A 16,171-nucleotide genomic window follows, 5' to 3' on the forward strand; every position below is an offset into this window, starting at 1 on the left:
AACAAAGAGGGCGGGAAGTTACCCAGCAAACCTCGGGCGATCAGCGCCGCGAGAACGCGAAACTGTATCCACCGTCATTGCGAGCGAAGCGAAGCAATCCATGTCCCGGCATAAAGAAAGAATGGATTGCTTCGCTGCGCTCGCAATGACGCGGAGAGAGCCGTCGTCCTCCGCTGGTTCATTCGGCTATTCAGCCCGTTGCCGCCTGGCTTACAAGTCCTGCCGCGTCAGTCTGCCATGCGGCACCGCCGGCCGGACGGGCGCTTTCTTCGCCGGCGTCTCGCCACCCGTGAGCGCCGTCACCGAGACCGAGACCACGCGATCGACGATGGCATCCACGTCGTTGAGATCGCATTGTCCTTCCGACAATTTCGTCAGCCGCTCTTTTTCCCGGATGGTGTGATGCGCCATCGCGAGCGCGAAGTGCAGGCCCCAATAGAGATCGGCGTCGTCGCGGCCGGGCATCGCACGGCGCATCGCGGCGATGAATTTCCGCAAATGATCGACCTCGCGGTTCTTGATGCGGCGGATCGGCGGCACCGATTCAATCGAGGCGCGGATCATGAAGCGCGCCGCCGTCGAGCCTTCGCGGTCGGGGCCGAGGCAGCCGCGCAGGGTAGGGCCCACCAGCGCATGCAGGATGGCGTCGATCGGGGCGCGGCCGCCGCCCGTTTCCTCGGCAGCCTTCAACTCGTTGAGCCGCTCGCGGTTGGTGGCGAGGCTGCGGGTGACGAACAGTTCCGCGATCAATTCGTCCTTGGAGCCGAAATGATAGTTCACCGCGGCGAGATTGACGTTCGCTTCGGCGACGATGTCGCGCAGCGTCACGTCGCCGAAGCCGCGATCGGCGTAAAGCCGTTCGGCGGCGGCAAGGATGGCAGACCGGGTCCGATCGCTCGACATATCTGGTCCCCGTTTGCGGAGTTGCAATTCAAACAGTTGTATGAAACTATCGTTTGAAGAGCCGGAAATGTCAATCCGTCGCCTCATTGCGAAGCGCAAAATACCTTGCGGCGAATGGGAGGCGGGCGGACAGTGCAGCCCAACGAATTCGAAAAGCCCAGAGCCGAGGAGCGCCCCATGAACTTCGATATGTCCGAAAAGCAAAAGGAATGGCTGAACCGCGTGCAGGCGTTCATGAAGACGCATGTCCGCCCCGCAGTTCCGATCTACGACAAGCAGGATGCGGAGGGCCCGCGCTGGAAGGTGATCCCGATCCTCGAGGAACTGAAGAAAAAGGCGAAGGCCGAAGGCCTCTGGAACATGTTCATGCCGCCGAACGCGCATGAAGACGACGAATTCCGTGGTGCGGGATTGACTAACCTCGAATATGCGTTGCTGTCGGAAGAAATGGGCCACATCTCCTGGGCATCGGAGGTGTTCAACTGCTCCGCACCCGATACCGGCAACATGGAAGTGTTCATCCGCTACGGCACCAAGGAACAAAAGCGGAAGTGGCTGCGGCCGCTGATGGACGGCGAGATCCGCTCCGCCTTCCTAATGACCGAGCCCGCGGTTGCGTCATCGGACGCCACCAACATCGAAACGCGTATTGAAAAGGATGGCGATCACTACGTCATCAACGGCCGTAAATGGTGGTCGTCGGGCGTCGGCGATCCCCGCTGCAAGATCGCGATCCTGATGGGCAAGACCGATCCGAAGGCGGCGAAGCACCAGCAGCAGTCGCAGATCCTGGTGCCGCTCGACACTCCCGGCATCAAGGTGGAGAAGATGCTGCCGGTGTTCGGCTTCGACGATGCGCCGCACGGCCACGCTCAGGTTTTGCTGGAAAACGTTCGCGTGCCGAAGGAAAACATCCTGCTCGGCGAAGGCCGCGGCTTCGAGATCGCGCAGGGCCGTCTCGGTCCGGGCCGTATCCATCACTGCATGCGCACCATCGGCAAGGCCGAGGAGGCGCTGGAGAAGATGGTGAAGCGGCTGGCCTCGCGCACCGCGTTCGGCAAGAAGATCATCGAGCACTCGGTGTGGGAACAGCGCATCGGCGAAGCGCGCGCCGATATCGAGATGAATCGCTTGCTGTGCCTGAAGGCCGCCGACATGATGGACAAGGTCGGCAACAAGACCGCGCAGGCCGAGATCGCGATGATCAAGGTCACGGCCCCCAACATGGCGCTGAAGATCATCGACAATGCCATCCAGGCCTATGGCGGCGGCGGCGTCTCCGACGAAGCCGGCCTGGCGCGGGATTACGCCCATATCCGTACGCTCCGGCTGGCGGACGGTCCGGACGAGGTGCACAATCGTGCCATTGCCAGACTTGAACTTCGGAAGTATGCAAACGCTACGCAATAACGGGAGCCGCTAGCGATGGCGCTCCCCAAAGTCTAAGAAGAATTAAGGGAGCGTCATCGTGGCGGACGGCGTCAGGAAAGACGAAGAGTTCTCGGGCACCAAGGAAGTCGAGGAGCGTCATCGTATCAACGAGACGAGCCTCGACGGCTGGATGCGCGAGCATGTCGAAGGCTATCAGGGGCCGCTGACCGTCCTGCAGTTCAAGGGCGGCCAGTCCAACCCGACTTACAAGCTCGAGACGCCTGGCCAGTCCTACGTGATGCGCCGAAAACCGTTCGGCAAATTGCTGCCGTCGGCGCATGCGGTCGATCGCGAGTTCCGCGTCATCGCAGCATTGGGCAAGCAGGGCTTTCCGGTCGCGAAAGCCTATGCGCTCTGCACCGACGATGCCGTGATCGGCGCCGCCTTCTACATCATGTCGATGGAAGAGGGCCGGGTGTTCTGGGATCCGACGCTGCCGAGCCAGACGCCGGATGCGCGGCGCAAGATTTTCACCAGCAAGATCGAGACGCTGGCCAACCTCCACGTTTTCAATCCGGAAGCGATCGGGCTCGGCGATTTCGGCAAGCCCGGCAACTATTTCGCGCGCCAGATCGATCGCTGGACCAAGCAGTACCGCGCATCGGAAACCCAGCACATTCCGGAATTCGAGAAGGTGGCCGAATGGCTGCCGCGAACCGTACCTGAACAGAAGCGCGTTTCGATCGTTCACGGCGACTATCGCCTCGACAACATGATTTTCCACGCGACGGAACCGCGCGTGCAGGCGGTGCTGGATTGGGAGTTGTCGACGCTCGGCGATCCCATGGCCGACTTCACCTATCTGTTGATGCAGTGGACCATGCCGGGCCTGGCCAATGCCGATATCAAGGCGTTGAACATTCCGAGCGTGGACGAAGCCGCGCAGATCTATTGCGCCGTCACCGGCATGGAAGTGCCCGACCTCAACTGGTACTTCGCCTACAACATGTTTCGCCTGGCGGGCATCACGCAGGGTATTGCGGGCCGTATCCGCGACGGCACCGCGGCGAACGCCAAGGCGCTGGAGTCGGCGGCGCGCACGGTGCCGCTGTCGAAATCTTCCTGGGAATACGCTCAGAAGGCCGGCGCGATCTAAGCCGCGTCGTTGTTTACTTGGCCCTGTCTCCGAACATTCGCGGCAGCCTGCTCATGGCGGTGTCCATGGCGGCGTTCACCACGAACGACTCCATCACCAAGGTGGTGTCGTCCGAAATGAACTTCGGCCAGGTGATACTGGTGCGCGGGCTGTTCGCGATCGTGCTGGTCGCGGCGTTCGCGTGGCACCAGGGCGCGCTGCGGCCGCTGCGCACGCTGATGGTCAAACCGGTGGCGCTGCGGGTGTTCGGCGAAATCGGCGGAACGATCTCGTTCATGGCCGCGCTCGTGCATTTGCCGCTCGCCAACACCTCGGCGATCCTCCAGGCGCTGCCCTTGGCCATCACGCTTGGCGCCGCGGTGATCTTCCGCGAACCGGTCGGCTGGCGGCGCTGGTCGGCGATCGCAGCAGGCTTCATCGGGGTGCTCATCATCGTGCGGCCGGGGCTTGCGGGCTTCAGCCAATACTCGCTGTTCGCCCTGTTGTCGGTTGCGTTCTGCGCGCTCCGCGACCTCGCAACCCGGAAAATTCCGGCGAAGATTCCCTCGCTGTTCATCACCCTGTTGACGACCGTGACGGTCACGTCGGCCGGCGGCGCCATCATCGTTCCGCTCGGCGGCTGGACGCCACCATCCGCAAGCGCGCTTGGCCTGCAGGCGCTGGCCGCCGTGCTGCTCCTGATCGGCTATCAATGCATCATCACGGCGCTGCGCTCGGGCGACATCTCGGCGGTGGCCCCGTTCCGCTATTCCGCGCTGCTGTGGGCGATGCTGCTCGGCTATCTCGTGTTCGGCGACGTGCCCGACGTCATGATGGTGACGGGCGCTGCGATCATCGTAGCCTCCGGCCTCTACGCCTTCTACCGTGAGCGCATCCGTCACCGCGCGCTGGCCGCGGAATCATCCGGCCTGCCGCCCGACGGGTTGTGATCGCCTCGCGGGAGCCCATATCTCCGAAGCTGATTGGAGATGGTCATGATTCAGCAACTGCGCATCTACGAAATATTCGAAAAGAACAAGGCTGCGTTCCACGCCCGCTTTCGCGATCACGCCGCGCGCATCATGCAAACCAGATACGGTTTCCGGATCGTCGCGATGTGGGAAACAAGATTCGGCGACAGGACCGAGTTTGCCTATCTGCTGGAATGGCCGGACGAGGCAACCAAGACCGCCGCATGGTCGGCCTTCATGGCCGATGCTGAATGGTCCGACATCAAGCGCGTGACGCATGGGGAACATGGCGTGATGGTTGGCCAGATCGAGGACCGCTTGCTGGCGCCAACAGACTATTCGCCGGCGAAAAGCAGGAGCCTTCTTGCGGCATCAGCGTAGAAAATCAGTTTCGTGTCCCGGACGCGGTGCGGCACGAAGTGACGCGCCGCAGAGCTGGGACCCATTGCTTGCACGGAACACGACGTGTTTGGGTCCCGGCTCTGCGGAGCAGCGTTACACGCTGCACCGCGTCCGGGACACGAGATCGTCGCTAGACCGGCTTGCCCGTATACGGCATCGACGCGGTGAGGCCGCCGTCGACCGGGATCGCCTGGCCGTTGACATAGGAAGCGTCGTCGCTGGCGAGGAACAATCCCATCGCGGCGAGTTCGTGCGGCTGGCCGGCGCGCTTCAGCGGATTGAGCTGGCCGATCTTGTCCTGGGTGCCGCGCTCCTTGGCGCGGTCGAACACCGGCTTGGTCATGCCGGTTTCGATCAGGCCGGGGCAAACCGCGTTGATGCGAACGCCGGTGCCGGACAGCGAGTAGGCGGTGGTCTGCACCAGGCTGATGACGCCGGCCTTGCTCGCGCCGTACGGATGTCCGCTGGCGCCGGCCTTGAGGCCCGCGACGGAGGCGGTGCAGACGATCGAGCCGGACTTCTGCTTGATCATGTGCGGCATCGAATGCTTGATCGCGAGGAACGGCCCGATCAGGTTAATGCGCAAAACTTCCTGCCAGTGGTCCACGGTCTGCTCGGCCAGCGGCACCAGCCCGCCGCTGACGCCGGCATTAGCCCAGATCGCATCGAGCCTGCCGTATTTCGCCACCGCCTTGTCGATGAACGCCTTCACGTCGGCTTCCGAACCCGCATCCGCCATCACGGCCTCGACGGTGCCGCCGGCATCGCTGACGAGTTTTGCGGTTTCCTTCACGCCCTCGGCGCGGTCGACGATGATGAGCTTCGCGCCCTCCCTGGAGAACAGCACCGACGCGGCGCGTCCGATGCCACTGCCAGCACCTGTGATGACGACGGATTTGCCTTCGAGGCGGCCCATGAGTTTCTCCCTGATAGTTATGCGCGCAGGCGTCTGCCGCCTTGCGGAATTCAAACAAGATTTCAAACGCCCAAGAATCTTTGGCTAGCAAAGTCACTTGAGACGATGCGTGCTCTGACGTACAGCGACAACGAACAGTATTGAAGGGCTTTGATGATGTCCAATCCAGGCAAACCGTTGACGGTCTCCACACGCTGGTGGTGGATCCGACATGCGCCGGTGCGCGAAGATAACGGCTGCATTTACGGGCAGAAGGATCTGGGCTGCGATACCAGCGACCGCGTCGTGTTCGAGGCGGTCGGAAAAATCCTGCCGCGCAATGCGGTCTGGTATGCAAGCAATCTGAAGCGCACGCATCAGACCGCAAGCGCGATCTGGGCCGCTGGTTTTCCGAAACCATCAGACATGCCGCACGTGAATGCGTTCGCCGAACAACATCTCGGTGAGTGGCAAGGCCTGAATCGCGCGGCGTTCCTCGCCAGCCGTCCGGTCGGCAGCCACTGGCTTACTGAGATCGACGAACCCGCGCCCGGCGGCGAGAGTTTCATGGACCTGTATAATCGCACATGCGGCGCCATCGAGCGCATCAACGCCGAGCAGGCGGGCAGGGACGTCATCGTCGTCGCGCATGGCGGCACGATCAGGGCCGCTGTCGGGCTTGCACTCGGCGGTCAGCCGGAGAAAGGTCTTGCCTTCGATATCGACAATTGTTCGGTGACGCGGCTCGATCATCTCTCAAGCGCCAATTACGACGGCTGGCGGCTGCCGATGGTCAACCAGCAGCCATGGATCGCGGACGCTTCGCATAACGCGATGCATCAACCGGCAGGGCCCGAGGTGAAGCCGCCGGAGACGAAGCTCGCTTGAGCCTTGAGTTGTCGAGGACCGCAAAGGCTGCTTAGTTCGAAATTCAAGACCAAACCGGCATCGCGCTGGATCAACATCGGGGAGAGAGACATGAGCTTGTTCGATATGACCGGGAAAGTCGCTGTCATCACCGGCTCGACGCGCGGCATCGGCCGCGCCATTGCCGAGCGCATGGCCGAACACGGCGCCAAGGTGGTGATCTCCTCGCGCAAGCAGGACGTCTGCGATCAGGTGACCAAGGAGGTCAACGAAAAATTCGGCAAGGGCACCGCGGTTGCGATCGCGGCGAACATTTCCAGCAAGGAAAATTTGCAGAACCTGGTCGACGAATCCAACCGTGCGTTCGGCAAGATCGACGTGCTGGTCTGCAACGCCGCGTCCAATCCCTATTACGGTCCGCTCGGCGGCATTTCCGACGATCAGTTCCGAAAAATCCTCGACAATAACATCGTCGCCAACAACTGGCTGATCAACATGGTGGTGCCGCAGATGATCGAGCGCAAGGACGGCTCGATCGTGATCGTGTCCTCGATCGGCGGCCTGAAGGGTTCGACCGTGCTCGGCGCCTATGCGATCTCGAAGGCGGCCGACATGCAGCTCGCGCGCAACCTCGCCTGCGAATACGGCAAGCACAATATCCGCGTGAACTGCATCGCGCCCGGCCTGATCAAGACCGATTTTGCGAAAGCGCTGTGGGACAATCCGGAGACGCTGAAGGCCTCCACCGCGCGCTCGCCGCTGCTCCGCATCGGCGTGCCGGACGAGATCGCGGGCGCCGCGGTGCTGATGGGCTCGAAGGCGGGTGACTTCATGACCGGCCAGACCATCGTGATCGACGGTGGGGCTACGATCAGTTGAGGGTGAGTTAGAGCGGTGCGCGCGTTTTTACTCGGTGTCATCGTCCGCCTTGTGCGCAATTGCGCACTGGGGCGGACGATCCAGTAAACGCGGACGTCTCGATTCTCGTTGATGTCCCGGCGTACTGGATGCCCCGCCTTCGCGGGGCATGACGGTTGTGATGGGGCGCTAGGCCGGGAATAACGCCTCGCGCTCAATCCACCGCGGCGTAGACCAGATCCCGCAGCATATTCCGGATATATTCGCGCTGGCCGGGGCCCTGCATCATGAACACCGTGAACAGGTCCTCTGCGGGATCGATGAAGAAGAACGTGCCGGCCATCCCGCTCCAGAAGAACTGGCCGAGCGAGCCCGGGAACGGCGCGATACCCCGATGGGTGCGGACGGCGAAGCCTAATCCAAAACCGTGACCGGGCGGCATCAGCGGCGAGTCGACCTTCACGCTAGGGGCGAGGTGATCCGAGGCCATCAGTTCCAGCGTCTTGCGGCCGATGATCCTGTTGCCGTCGAGCGCGCCGCCGTTGAGCAGCATCTGGCAGAACCGCGCATAGTCCATGGTGGTCGAGACCAGCCCGCCGCCGCCGGATTCCATCGCGGGCTTCTCCAGCATGTTGAAGAGCTGCACCTTGTCGCCGGTCCAGGGATCGGTCGGGAACGGCTCGGCGAGGCGGCCGGCATTTGCTTCCGGCGTATGGAATGCGGTCTCGGCCATTTGCAGCGGCGCCAGGATGCGTTCGGTGAGGAACGCACCGAGCGATTTGCCGGAGACGACTTCGATGATGCGGCCGAGCACGTCGGTCGAGCGGCTGTAATTCCATTCCGCGCCCGGCTGACACATCAGCGGCATGCCGGCGATGATGGTCGCGTGCTCGGCGTTGGTGATCTTGCGGCTGCGCAGCCGCGACTGCTGGTAGAGCTGCTGGACGGGACCGTTGCCGGTGTGGTCGTAGGTCAGGCCGGACGTATGCCGCAGCAGATCCTGCACGGTCATCTGCCGCTTCAACGGCACGAGGTCGAGCTTGCCGTTGTTCTCGACGCCGACCTTCTGGTCGGCAAATTCCGGAATGAATTTTGCGACGGGATCGCCCAGGATGAAGTGGCCGTCCTCGACCAGCATCAGGATGCCGACGGAAACGATCGGCTTGGTCATCGAGAAGATGCGGAAGATGCTGTCATGCGCCATCGGGGTGGCTGCCGCCGGGTTCTGCCGGCCGATCGCATCGAACCAGCCGATCTGGCCGCGCCGCGCCACCATCACCGTGGCCCCGGGGAGGGTTCCCTTGTCGACCTCGCGCCTGAAGGCATCCGACATCCGCTGCAGGCGGACGCTCGACAGCCCGATGGTTTCCGGCTTGGCCTGCGGGAGAGAAGGGGTCTGGGGGGCGGTTGTCTGCCGGGCGGCGGTCTGCGCGTTCATAGTTTCTCCCGTTTGCTCTTGTTGCTTGTAACAGACAGGAAGTTTGGCGCAGAAGCCTTGCCTTGGGTAGGCATGTTGATGTGGGGGCAATCGCTTCGCCCTTGCAATCGGGGTATGCCCTATGCTTGAAACGGCGCGAACCGGCGCACGCGTCGGTTCCATGCAGGAGTGTAGCTCAATTGGTAGAGCACCGGTCTCCAAAACCGGGGGTCGCAGGTTCGAGCCCTGCCACTCCTGCCAGCTAAGTCAGCCCAATCAAAGACTTGGCCGAAATTCCTGCCATTTGCCCGGAACTTACGCGAAGAACGCGGTGAGGACCGCCATGTCCGATCGCGCTGGAGCCTCGCCCCGCAGATCGGCGTCGATGACCCGCCGACAGGCATCGATGGTGGTCGTGTCGCCGAGGTCGTTCGCTGCGTCGAGGACGGTCCAGGCCGTCTCGCCCGAGGGGCTTTCCAGGTCTTGGCCTAACAGAGCCATGGTCGTCTCGCTCTCCTATGGAGCGTGCAGGATAGAAAGGAGCTTTTAAAATCCAGATCGCGGGCTTGTGAGCATTTGAGGGAAGGCTGTACCCGGGGATTAACCAATCAATGGCTGGCGGTCGTTTCCGTCGGGCCCCCAAAAGGGGTCGATTTGGAGCCCGCGGCACCCCGTACCTTGACCTTTTGCCCGGCCGGCAGTAGATACCCGCCACCTGCAGCCGGCCCGCTAGATGCGGATATCCGGCGCGGCTTTGAATTCCCCCGAACAATCGAGCCCGCTTGGCGGCTCATCCTTCGAGAGAGGGCTGGGCGCGAGAGGGCTGTTCGGATTCGCTTTAGATCACAATCGTCTCACGAAGGACGCGGTAACCAACGATGGCTTTCAGCCCGTTCAAATTCCTGCAGGAAGTGCGCTCGGAGACCGCCAAGGTCACCTGGCCGACGCGCCGCGAGACGACGATCACCACGATCATGGTGTTCGTCATGGTTGCGCTGGCGTCGATCTTCTTTTTCGCCTCGGATATGATCATCCGCTATCTCGTTACCTTCCTGCTGGGCGTTCGCTGATGAGCACCGGAACCCAATCCATGGACAAGCGCTGGTATATCGTTCACGCCTATTCGAACTTCGAGAAGAAGGTGTCGGAATCGATCCGGGAACAGGCGAAGCAGCGCGGGCTTGAGGAACTGTTCGAGCAGGTGCTGGTGCCGACCGAAAAGGTCACCGAGGTGCGCCGCGGCCGCAAGATCGACGCCGAGCGCAAGTTCTTCCCGGGCTATGTGCTGGTGAAGATGAAGCTGACCGACGAAGCGTTTCATCTGATCAAGAACACGCCGAAGGTGACTGGCTTCCTCGGCGCCGAAAACAAGCCGATGCCGATCTCCGAATCCGAGGCGATGCGGATCCTGCACCAGGTGCAGGAAGGCGTCGAACGTCCGAAGGCGTCGGTGTCGTTCGAAATCGGCGAGAACGTCCGGGTGGCCGATGGCCCGTTCGCGTCGTTCTCCGGCGTGGTTGAAGAAATTGACGAGGCGCGTTCGCGCGTGAAGGTCGCGGTGTCGATCTTCGGCCGCGCCACGCCCGTCGAACTGGAATTCGGTCAGGTCGAGAAGGTCTGATCGGAGAGCGCGAAGCTTAGTCTTCGCGTATCAAGAGGCCGTGGGAGGAAGAGGGTGGTGGCCAACCGTCCTTGATCCGAACCACGAACCTGAAACCGCCGGCTTCAAAACCCGGCACAACAGGAGTGATACATGGCAAAGAAAGTGACCGGATACCTGAAGCTTCAGGTGCCGGCCGGTGCGGCGAATCCTTCGCCCCCGATCGGTCCCGCGCTTGGTCAGCGCGGTCTCAACATCATGGAATTCTGCAAGGCGTTCAACGCGCAGACGCAGAAGGAAGAAAAGAACACCCCGATCCCGGTGATCATCACCATCTATGCGGACCGTTCCTTCACCTTCGAGATGAAGACGCCGCCGATGTCCCACTTCCTCAAGCAGGCTGCCAAGATCCAGTCCGGTTCGAAAGCTCCGGGCCGCGACAAGGCCGGTCAGGTGACACGCGCGCAGGTGCGCGAGATCGCCGAGAAGAAGATGAAGGATCTCAATTGTGATTCCATCGAATCGGCCATGAAGATGGTCGAGGGCTCCGCCCGTTCGATGGGTCTGGAAGTTGCGGGGTAACGGGCCATGGCAATCGGAAAACGTTTGAAGAAGGCCCGCGAGGGTGTCGACCGCGAGAAGCTCTATCCGCTCGCGGATGCCATCAAGATGGTCAAGGAACGCGCCAAGTCGAAGTTCGACGAGACGATCGAGATCGCGATCAATCTCGGCGTCGACCCGCGTCACGCCGACCAGATGGTTCGCGGCGTCGTCAACCTGCCGAACGGCACCGGCCGCACGCTGCGCGTCGGCGTGTTCGCCCGCGGCGCCAAGGCGGACGAAGCCAAGGCGGCGGGTGCTGACGTCGTCGGCGCCGAAGACCTGGTCGAGAAGGTGCAGGGTGGCAACATCGATTTCGATCGTTGTATCGCCACCCCCGACATGATGCCGCTGGTCGGTCGCCTCGGTAAGGTGCTCGGCCCGCGCGGCATGATGCCGAACCCGAAGATCGGCACCGTGACGATGGACGTCGCCACTGCCGTGAAGGGCGCCAAGGGCGGCTCGGTCGAATTCCGCGTCGAAAAGGCCGGCATCGTGCAGGCCGGCGTCGGCAAGGCCTCGTTCTCCGAGGAAAAGCTCGTGCAGAACGTGAAGGCGCTTGCGGATGCGGTGTCGAAGGCCAAGCCCGCCGGTGCCAAGGGCACTTATATCCAGCGCGTGGCGGTCTCCTCCACCATGGGCCCGGGCGTCAAGGTCGAGCCGGGCACGCTGCTCGGCTAGTTCGTTGCGATTTACGTGAATAGAAAAGGGCGGAATCGGGTGACCGATTCCGCCCTTTGCGTTTGATGTGGCATTTGCGTAATCGTCGCAGCGCCGGACTTGCCAAGAAGGAACAACAATGCCCGAGAAGGTCCTGATCTATTCGCGTTTTCCAAAGGCCCAGATGGAGCGTTTCGGCGAACGGTTTGAACTTCTGAACGCCGCCGGCAAGCCGCCCAATGACGTGTTCTCCGCCGAACAACTCTCGGACATCCGCGCGATGATCACCGCCGGCGGCACGCCGCTCGGCGGCAATGCGATGGACCTCCTTCCCAAGCTCGGCGCGATCATCTGCTACGGCACCGGCTATGACGGCGTCGATCTCACGGCGGCGGCCAAGCGCCGGATCGCGGTCGGTCACAGCCCGGGAGCGAATGCGGCATCCGTTGCGGATATCGCGGTCACCTTGATGCTGGCAGCCACGCGGCGGTTACTTGTCGCCGATGATTATGTGCGGGGCGGGAGCTGGGCGGCTGCAAAGCCGTCGCCGATGATGCGCCCGCAAGCCGGGATGCTCGGCCGCAAAATCGGCGTCTACGGCATGGGCGAGATCGGCCGCAAGATTGCGGCACGCGTCGCCGCGTTCGAAGCCGAGGTCGGCTATTTCAGCCGCAGCCGGCACGACGTGCCGTATCGATATTTTCCGACGCTCGATGCGCTGGCAGAGTGGTGCAGTGTCCTGATGATTGCGGTCCGGGCAGGGGCTGACACCGAGCATGCCGTCGATGCCAATATCCTGAAGAAACTCGGCAAGGACGGCTACGTCGTCAACATCTCGCGCGGTTCGGTGATCGACCAGCAGGCTTTGATCGCGGCGCTGGCCGACCAGACCATCGCGGGCGCAGGCCTCGACGTGTACGCGAAGGAGCCACATGCGCCCGATGCGCTGACGGCGCTGCCGAACGTCGTGCTGTCCCCACATATTGGCGGCCACACCCTGGAATCGCACGTCGCGATGCAGGATTGCGTGCTGGCCAATCTCGACGCGTTCTTCGCCGGCAAGCCGCTGCCTTACCCGGTGCCGCTCGGCTGACGGCTTCAGTGCATCCCGGCAGCCGGCAGATGGCGCAGCTTGTCGGGATTGCGGACGATATAGATCGCGGCGATTTTCTCGCCGTCGATCGCCATGCTCAGGGTGAGATCGAGTTCGCCGTCCAGATAGAGCAGGGCGCCGACGGCGCCGTTGATAACAGCCGGTTCGATCCGGACGTCCTGGCCGGCGATCTTGCCGGCAAGGCCGATGAAGAAGCGCGCGACCTTGTCGGCGCCGATGATCGGATTGCGCGCCGCGAACTTGCGGCCGCCGCCATCCGTGAGCGCCACTGCATCCTCGCGCAGCAATTCGGCCAGCTGCCTGACATTGCCGCTGGCAACCGCGTCGCTGAAAGCCTGCAGCAGGCGCGCGTGACTGTCCGGTGTCGCCGTGGGCGCGGGTCGTTCGTCGCGCACCGCGCGGCGGGCCCTTGAGGCCAGTTGCCGACAGGCCGCCTCGGTGCGGTCGAGCATGGCAGCGACCTCGGAAAACGGCGTGTCGAACACGTCGTGAAGCAGGAAGGCGGCACGCTCCATCGGAGACAGCCGGTCCAGCGCCAGCAACAAGGCGAACGAGAGATCGTCGGCCAGTTCGGTGGCGGATTCGGCGGAAAGGCCTTCCGCGTCGAACACGGGCTCGGGGAGCCAGGGGCCGACATAGACCTCCCGTTGGGCCTTCGCGCTCTTCAGCCGGTCGAGACAGAGCCGCGTGACGATGGTGACGAGAAAGGCCTCGGGGTTGTGCACGTCCTGCGCTCCGGCAAAGCGGAGATAGGCGTCCTGCACGACATCTTCCGCATCACTGCGGCTGCCGAGCATGCGATAGGCTAGCCCGAGCAGGCGCCCGCGATGGGGCGCCAGCGGGTCGCTGTCACGCGGCCTGTTTGACGACATCGACATTGTTTCCACCCACGGCGACGCGCCGGCACTCCTTGGCATAGCCGAGGCCCGCCTTCACCATCGGGAACATGCGGCCCATTTGCAGCGCCAGCGTCAGATCTATCACGCCTTTCTGGCCCCATTCGGCCCGGACGGCGTCGCGAAACTCGTCCTCCTGCTCGGCGGCCCGGCGCACCACGGCGTCGGCGAACCGGAATCCAAGCGTGGTCGCCTCATTCATCGCCCGGGGATCGCGGCGGAGAACCGCCTCGATCTGGTCCTTGGGCATGCCCGCTTCCAGCGCCATGTCGACGACCAGTTGCGTGCAGGGGCCGCAATCCTCGGCCAGGGCGCCGACGATCTTGGCTGCGAAACTCGCGTCGATCGGGACCGCCTCGCGGTGGGCGGCCGCCTTCATGAGGGGTGCGAACTTGAAGAAGGCGGAAGGGGAAGCGTTCAGCATCATCTCGAGATAGCTGACGTCGTACCCATAACGCTTGGCAAATGCGCGCAGCGTGCGGCGCGCGATCCAACTACGCATGATTTTCTCCTTGGCTGGGGAAGGCGGAATAGAGCGCGGCTGCCGACGGCAGCACGATAGCGAGGAGGTCGAAGGCGGGGTGATGGGTATGGCCGCCCGCCAGGATCACGAGGTGGAGCAGGGCGTGGACGGCGAGGAAGCCGGCGCCCGCGACGGCGGCCGGCCAGTACCGTGGCCGCCATGCCCGCGCGGCCAGTGCGAGACCGGCCACGAGGAAGGCGGCACCGATGTCCTGAACGAAATGGGGGTTGAACGGGCCGGTGTCCGGCACCCCGGGCACGCTTTCGTACCAACGGTCCCCGGCCACGAGCATGGCGAGCCCGTTCAGGACCGTGGGTATTGCTAGAATGGCTGCCAACTGACGCCGCATGGGAACCTCCTGCAGCCAAGACGAGCCGGGCGGCTCCGGTGTGACAGAACCCGTCAAAGAATTTCCGGGGTTCCGGGGCGAAAATTTTTGCTCCGCCGGTCAGCGAATTGGTGTGAATTTTGCCCTTGGCAAGCCGGCTGAGACTCGGTAAACAATGGGCCTCCGGGCGTGCTGGCCCTTGCTGGCACGTCCGTGCGCGCATTCCGAAAACCCGATACGGTAGGAGAACATTCCTTTCAGGACATCCGCATGGATTGCTCGAAAGGAAGGAAAACTCATCGCTTCGGTGGATTGCGGCAGGGGTCTTTCGGCTTGCCGGATGGCCTCGATCCTGTCCGAGACTGCAGGCGCCCGCAAAGAAACGCAAGTTTCTTCAACGGCTTAATTTCACAGCCTGCATAGACGGGTGAAGACCGGATTTTGCTTCAACGCCGCCTCGCGCGGCGTCATGGCTGATTTGGTTCGAACCTCGACACCCCGCGCCATCTGGTTCGGGAGGGCAGGCTTATCAATGTCGTCTTGCCCGGCGTGTCCTTGAGACTGGTGTCTAGAGGTCAGGTTTTGGGTGAGACGATGGGTGCAACCCGGCGGTCTCGCTCTTAAGCGAAGGCCGCCAACCGGAGAGAGCTTGCTGTGGAAAGAGCGGCAAAAAAGGACGCGGTTGAAGCGCTGAACGAGGTCTTCAAGACCACCAGCGTCGCAGTCGTCGCCCACTATTCCGGCCTCACCGTGGCCCAGATGCAGAAGCTGCGCATGCAGATGAAGCAGGCGGGTGCGTCGGTGAAGGTCTCGAAGAACCGTCTCGCCAAAATTGCTCTTGAAGGCACGGATGTCGTTGCCATCGGCTCCCTGCTGAAGGGACCGACCGTGATCGCGACTTCAAACGATCCGGTAGCGGCGCCGAAGGTTGCCATGGAATTCGCCAAGGCGAACGAGCAGTTCGTCATTCTCGGCGGCTCCATGGGTAAAACCGTCCTGGACGTGAACGGTGTGAAGGCGCTTGCCTCGCTGCCGTCACTCGATGAACTGCGCGGAAAGCTTGTCGGCCTCCTGGTGGCGCCGGCGACCAAGATCGCTCAGCTCTCGACAGCGCCCGCGGCCAAGCTCGCGCGCGTCGTCCAGGCCTATGCCTCAAAGAGCGAAGCGGCCTGACCCTTCGCAAATCAAACTGGTTCGAACCAAACGTTTAAGGAAATAGATCAATGGCTGACCTACAGAAAATCGTCGACGACCTCTCGAGCCTGACCGTGCTCGAAGCTGCCGAACTCGCCAAGCTCCTCGAAGAAAAGTGGGGCGTGTCCGCCGCGGCCGCCGTTGCGGTTGCCGGGCCTGCGGGTGGCGGCGCTGCCGCTGCTCCGGCTGAAGAGAAGACCGAGTTCACGGTCGTTCTCGCTGCCGCCGGCGAAAAGAAGATCGAAGTCATCAAGGAAGTCCGCGCCATCACCGGCCTGGGCCTCAAGGAAGCCAAGGACCTCGTCGAAGGCGCGCCCAAGCCGGTCAAGGAAGGCGTGAACAAGGAAGAGGCCGACAAGCTCAAGGCCCAGCTCGAAAAGGCTGGCGCCAAGGTCGAATTGAAGTAAGCGTACTACACAGAAAAGTGTGGGGATTCG

20 protein-coding genes and 1 tRNA gene are annotated in these 16,171 nt (G+C 62.7%); 14 read left to right on the forward strand and 7 right to left on the reverse strand.

The window, feature by feature from the left end:
- Positions 1–210: 210 nt before the first annotated feature.
- On the reverse strand, positions 211–903 hold the full coding sequence (locus KIP88_RS26915) for a TetR/AcrR family transcriptional regulator (RefSeq protein ID WP_214491108.1): 693 nt from the start codon (positions 901–903) through the stop codon (positions 211–213).
- A gap of 177 nt (positions 904–1,080) precedes the next feature.
- Between KIP88_RS26915 and KIP88_RS26920 the strand changes: the two genes are divergently transcribed.
- From KIP88_RS26920 to KIP88_RS26935, 4 genes are read left to right on the forward strand one after another with little or no spacing between them, the layout of a single operon-like run.
- Positions 1,081–2,313 carry an acyl-CoA dehydrogenase family protein gene (locus KIP88_RS26920; RefSeq protein ID WP_214491109.1) on the forward strand — a complete coding sequence of 411 codons (1,233 nt, stop codon included), beginning with the start codon at positions 1,081–1,083 and terminating at the stop codon, positions 2,311–2,313.
- Positions 2,314–2,371: 58 nt separating this feature from the next.
- Entirely contained in the window at positions 2,372–3,430 is a 1,059-nt protein-coding gene (locus KIP88_RS26925; RefSeq protein WP_214491110.1) for a phosphotransferase family protein, read from the forward strand.
- Positions 3,431–3,447: 17 nt separating this feature from the next.
- Positions 3,448–4,359, forward strand: a complete 912-nt coding sequence (locus KIP88_RS26930) for a DMT family transporter (RefSeq protein WP_214491111.1) — start codon at positions 3,448–3,450, stop codon at positions 4,357–4,359.
- A gap of 45 nt (positions 4,360–4,404) precedes the next feature.
- A complete protein-coding gene (locus tag KIP88_RS26935) occupies positions 4,405–4,761 on the forward strand; it encodes an NIPSNAP family protein (RefSeq protein WP_214491112.1) in 357 nt (118 codons plus the stop codon).
- Positions 4,762–4,912: 151 nt separating this feature from the next.
- On the opposite strand, the gene KIP88_RS26940 is transcribed toward KIP88_RS26935, so the two are convergent.
- On the reverse strand, positions 4,913–5,698 hold the full coding sequence (locus tag KIP88_RS26940) for an SDR family NAD(P)-dependent oxidoreductase (RefSeq protein WP_214491113.1): 786 nt from the start codon (positions 5,696–5,698) through the stop codon (positions 4,913–4,915).
- 153 nt (positions 5,699–5,851) lie between these two features.
- On the opposite strand from KIP88_RS26940, the gene KIP88_RS26945 reads away from it, so the two are divergent.
- Together KIP88_RS26945 and KIP88_RS26950 are read left to right on the forward strand one after the other, a co-directional pair.
- Complete coding sequence (locus KIP88_RS26945) at positions 5,852–6,565, forward strand: histidine phosphatase family protein (protein WP_374226520.1); 714 nt, start codon at positions 5,852–5,854, stop codon at positions 6,563–6,565.
- 90 nt (positions 6,566–6,655) lie between these two features.
- Complete coding sequence (locus tag KIP88_RS26950) at positions 6,656–7,423, forward strand: SDR family NAD(P)-dependent oxidoreductase (RefSeq protein ID WP_214491114.1); 768 nt, start codon at positions 6,656–6,658, stop codon at positions 7,421–7,423.
- A gap of 193 nt (positions 7,424–7,616) precedes the next feature.
- Here the strand turns inward: KIP88_RS26950 and KIP88_RS26955 are convergent, their stop codons facing one another.
- Positions 7,617–8,840, reverse strand: a complete 1,224-nt coding sequence (locus tag KIP88_RS26955) for a serine hydrolase (RefSeq protein ID WP_214491115.1) — start codon at positions 8,838–8,840, stop codon at positions 7,617–7,619.
- 164 nt (positions 8,841–9,004) lie between these two features.
- On the opposite strand from KIP88_RS26955, the gene KIP88_RS26960 reads away from it, so the two are divergent.
- Positions 9,005–9,080 (forward strand) — tRNA-Trp (locus tag KIP88_RS26960).
- Positions 9,081–9,134: 54 nt separating this feature from the next.
- On the opposite strand, the gene KIP88_RS26965 is transcribed toward KIP88_RS26960, so the two are convergent.
- Positions 9,135–9,320: a hypothetical protein gene (locus KIP88_RS26965; protein ID WP_214491116.1), complete on the reverse strand. Its 186-nt coding sequence runs from the start codon at positions 9,318–9,320 to the stop codon at positions 9,135–9,137.
- Positions 9,321–9,697: 377 nt separating this feature from the next.
- Here KIP88_RS26965 and secE point away from each other — a divergent pair, with 377 nt between their 5' ends.
- From secE to KIP88_RS26990, 5 genes are all read left to right on the forward strand, one after another.
- Positions 9,698–9,889 carry a preprotein translocase subunit SecE gene (gene secE / locus KIP88_RS26970; protein ID WP_214491117.1) on the forward strand — a complete coding sequence of 64 codons (192 nt, stop codon included), beginning with the start codon at positions 9,698–9,700 and terminating at the stop codon, positions 9,887–9,889.
- Between the two features lie 20 nt (positions 9,890–9,909).
- Positions 9,910–10,440, forward strand: coding sequence for a transcription termination/antitermination protein NusG (gene nusG / locus KIP88_RS26975; RefSeq protein WP_108518403.1), 531 nt, complete (start codon positions 9,910–9,912; stop codon positions 10,438–10,440).
- Positions 10,441–10,572: 132 nt separating this feature from the next.
- Entirely contained in the window at positions 10,573–11,001 is a 429-nt protein-coding gene (gene rplK / locus KIP88_RS26980) for a 50S ribosomal protein L11 (RefSeq protein ID WP_025588714.1), read from the forward strand.
- A 6-nt stretch (positions 11,002–11,007) separates the two neighbouring features.
- Positions 11,008–11,700, forward strand: a complete 693-nt coding sequence (gene rplA / locus KIP88_RS26985; RefSeq protein ID WP_214491118.1) for a 50S ribosomal protein L1 — start codon at positions 11,008–11,010, stop codon at positions 11,698–11,700.
- 118 nt (positions 11,701–11,818) lie between these two features.
- Positions 11,819–12,772 (forward strand): 2-hydroxyacid dehydrogenase, encoded by a 954-nt coding sequence (locus tag KIP88_RS26990; RefSeq protein ID WP_214491119.1) that lies wholly within the window; start codon positions 11,819–11,821, stop codon positions 12,770–12,772.
- 5 nt (positions 12,773–12,777) lie between these two features.
- Here KIP88_RS26990 and sigJ read toward each other — a convergent pair whose 3' ends face one another.
- From sigJ to KIP88_RS27005, 3 genes are read right to left on the reverse strand one after another with little or no spacing between them, the layout of a single operon-like run.
- Positions 12,778–13,665 carry an RNA polymerase sigma factor SigJ gene (gene sigJ / locus KIP88_RS26995; RefSeq protein ID WP_214491120.1) on the reverse strand — a complete coding sequence of 296 codons (888 nt, stop codon included), beginning with the start codon at positions 13,663–13,665 and terminating at the stop codon, positions 12,778–12,780.
- Positions 13,643–14,191: a hypothetical protein gene (locus KIP88_RS27000; RefSeq protein WP_214491121.1), complete on the reverse strand. Its 549-nt coding sequence runs from the start codon at positions 14,189–14,191 to the stop codon at positions 13,643–13,645. The genes sigJ and KIP88_RS27000 overlap by 23 nt, the downstream gene beginning before the upstream one ends.
- Positions 14,184–14,561, reverse strand: coding sequence for a hypothetical protein (locus tag KIP88_RS27005; protein WP_214491122.1), 378 nt, complete (start codon positions 14,559–14,561; stop codon positions 14,184–14,186). The genes KIP88_RS27000 and KIP88_RS27005 overlap by 8 nt, the downstream gene beginning before the upstream one ends.
- Before the next feature lie 633 nt (positions 14,562–15,194).
- Here KIP88_RS27005 and rplJ point away from each other — a divergent pair.
- Together rplJ and rplL are read left to right on the forward strand one after the other, a co-directional pair.
- Positions 15,195–15,713, forward strand: a complete 519-nt coding sequence (gene rplJ, locus KIP88_RS27010) for a 50S ribosomal protein L10 (protein WP_214491123.1) — start codon at positions 15,195–15,197, stop codon at positions 15,711–15,713.
- Positions 15,714–15,763: 50 nt separating this feature from the next.
- The gene (rplL, locus tag KIP88_RS27015) at positions 15,764–16,141 is read left to right on the forward strand and encodes a 50S ribosomal protein L7/L12 (protein WP_214491124.1); all 378 of its coding nucleotides are present in this window, start codon (positions 15,764–15,766) and stop codon (positions 16,139–16,141) included.
- Positions 16,142–16,171 lie beyond the last annotated feature (30 nt).

It is taken from the genome of Bradyrhizobium sp. SRL28 (genome assembly GCF_018596315.1).
GTDB lineage: Bacteria > Pseudomonadota > Alphaproteobacteria > Rhizobiales > Xanthobacteraceae > Bradyrhizobium.

Excerpts from the sequence above, each read along its gene's own strand:
- KIP88_RS26915 (WP_214491108.1), bottom strand. The coding sequence starts at position 903 with ATGTCGAGCGATCGGACCCGGTCTGCCATCCTTGCCGCCGCCGAACGG.
- KIP88_RS26920 (WP_214491109.1), top strand. The coding sequence starts at position 1,081 with ATGAACTTCGATATGTCCGAAAAGCAAAAGGAATGGCTGAACCGCGTG.
- KIP88_RS26935 (WP_214491112.1), top strand. The coding sequence starts at position 4,405 with ATGATTCAGCAACTGCGCATCTACGAAATATTCGAAAAGAACAAGGCT.
- KIP88_RS26940 (WP_214491113.1), bottom strand. The coding sequence starts at position 5,698 with ATGGGCCGCCTCGAAGGCAAATCCGTCGTCATCACAGGTGCTGGCAGT.
- KIP88_RS26945 (WP_374226520.1), top strand. The coding sequence starts at position 5,852 with ATGATGTCCAATCCAGGCAAACCGTTGACGGTCTCCACACGCTGGTGG.
- KIP88_RS26950 (WP_214491114.1), top strand. The coding sequence starts at position 6,656 with ATGAGCTTGTTCGATATGACCGGGAAAGTCGCTGTCATCACCGGCTCG.
- KIP88_RS26955 (WP_214491115.1), bottom strand. The coding sequence starts at position 8,840 with ATGAACGCGCAGACCGCCGCCCGGCAGACAACCGCCCCCCAGACCCCT.
- KIP88_RS26965 (WP_214491116.1), bottom strand. The coding sequence starts at position 9,320 with ATGGCTCTGTTAGGCCAAGACCTGGAAAGCCCCTCGGGCGAGACGGCC.
- secE (WP_214491117.1), top strand. The coding sequence starts at position 9,698 with ATGGCTTTCAGCCCGTTCAAATTCCTGCAGGAAGTGCGCTCGGAGACC.
- nusG (WP_108518403.1), top strand. The coding sequence starts at position 9,910 with ATGGACAAGCGCTGGTATATCGTTCACGCCTATTCGAACTTCGAGAAG.
- rplK (WP_025588714.1), top strand. The coding sequence starts at position 10,573 with ATGGCAAAGAAAGTGACCGGATACCTGAAGCTTCAGGTGCCGGCCGGT.
- rplA (WP_214491118.1), top strand. The coding sequence starts at position 11,008 with ATGGCAATCGGAAAACGTTTGAAGAAGGCCCGCGAGGGTGTCGACCGC.
- KIP88_RS26990 (WP_214491119.1), top strand. The coding sequence starts at position 11,819 with ATGCCCGAGAAGGTCCTGATCTATTCGCGTTTTCCAAAGGCCCAGATG.
- sigJ (WP_214491120.1), bottom strand. The coding sequence starts at position 13,665 with ATGTCGTCAAACAGGCCGCGTGACAGCGACCCGCTGGCGCCCCATCGC.
- KIP88_RS27000 (WP_214491121.1), bottom strand. The coding sequence starts at position 14,191 with ATGCGTAGTTGGATCGCGCGCCGCACGCTGCGCGCATTTGCCAAGCGT.
- KIP88_RS27005 (WP_214491122.1), bottom strand. The coding sequence starts at position 14,561 with ATGCGGCGTCAGTTGGCAGCCATTCTAGCAATACCCACGGTCCTGAAC.
- rplL (WP_214491124.1), top strand. The coding sequence starts at position 15,764 with ATGGCTGACCTACAGAAAATCGTCGACGACCTCTCGAGCCTGACCGTG.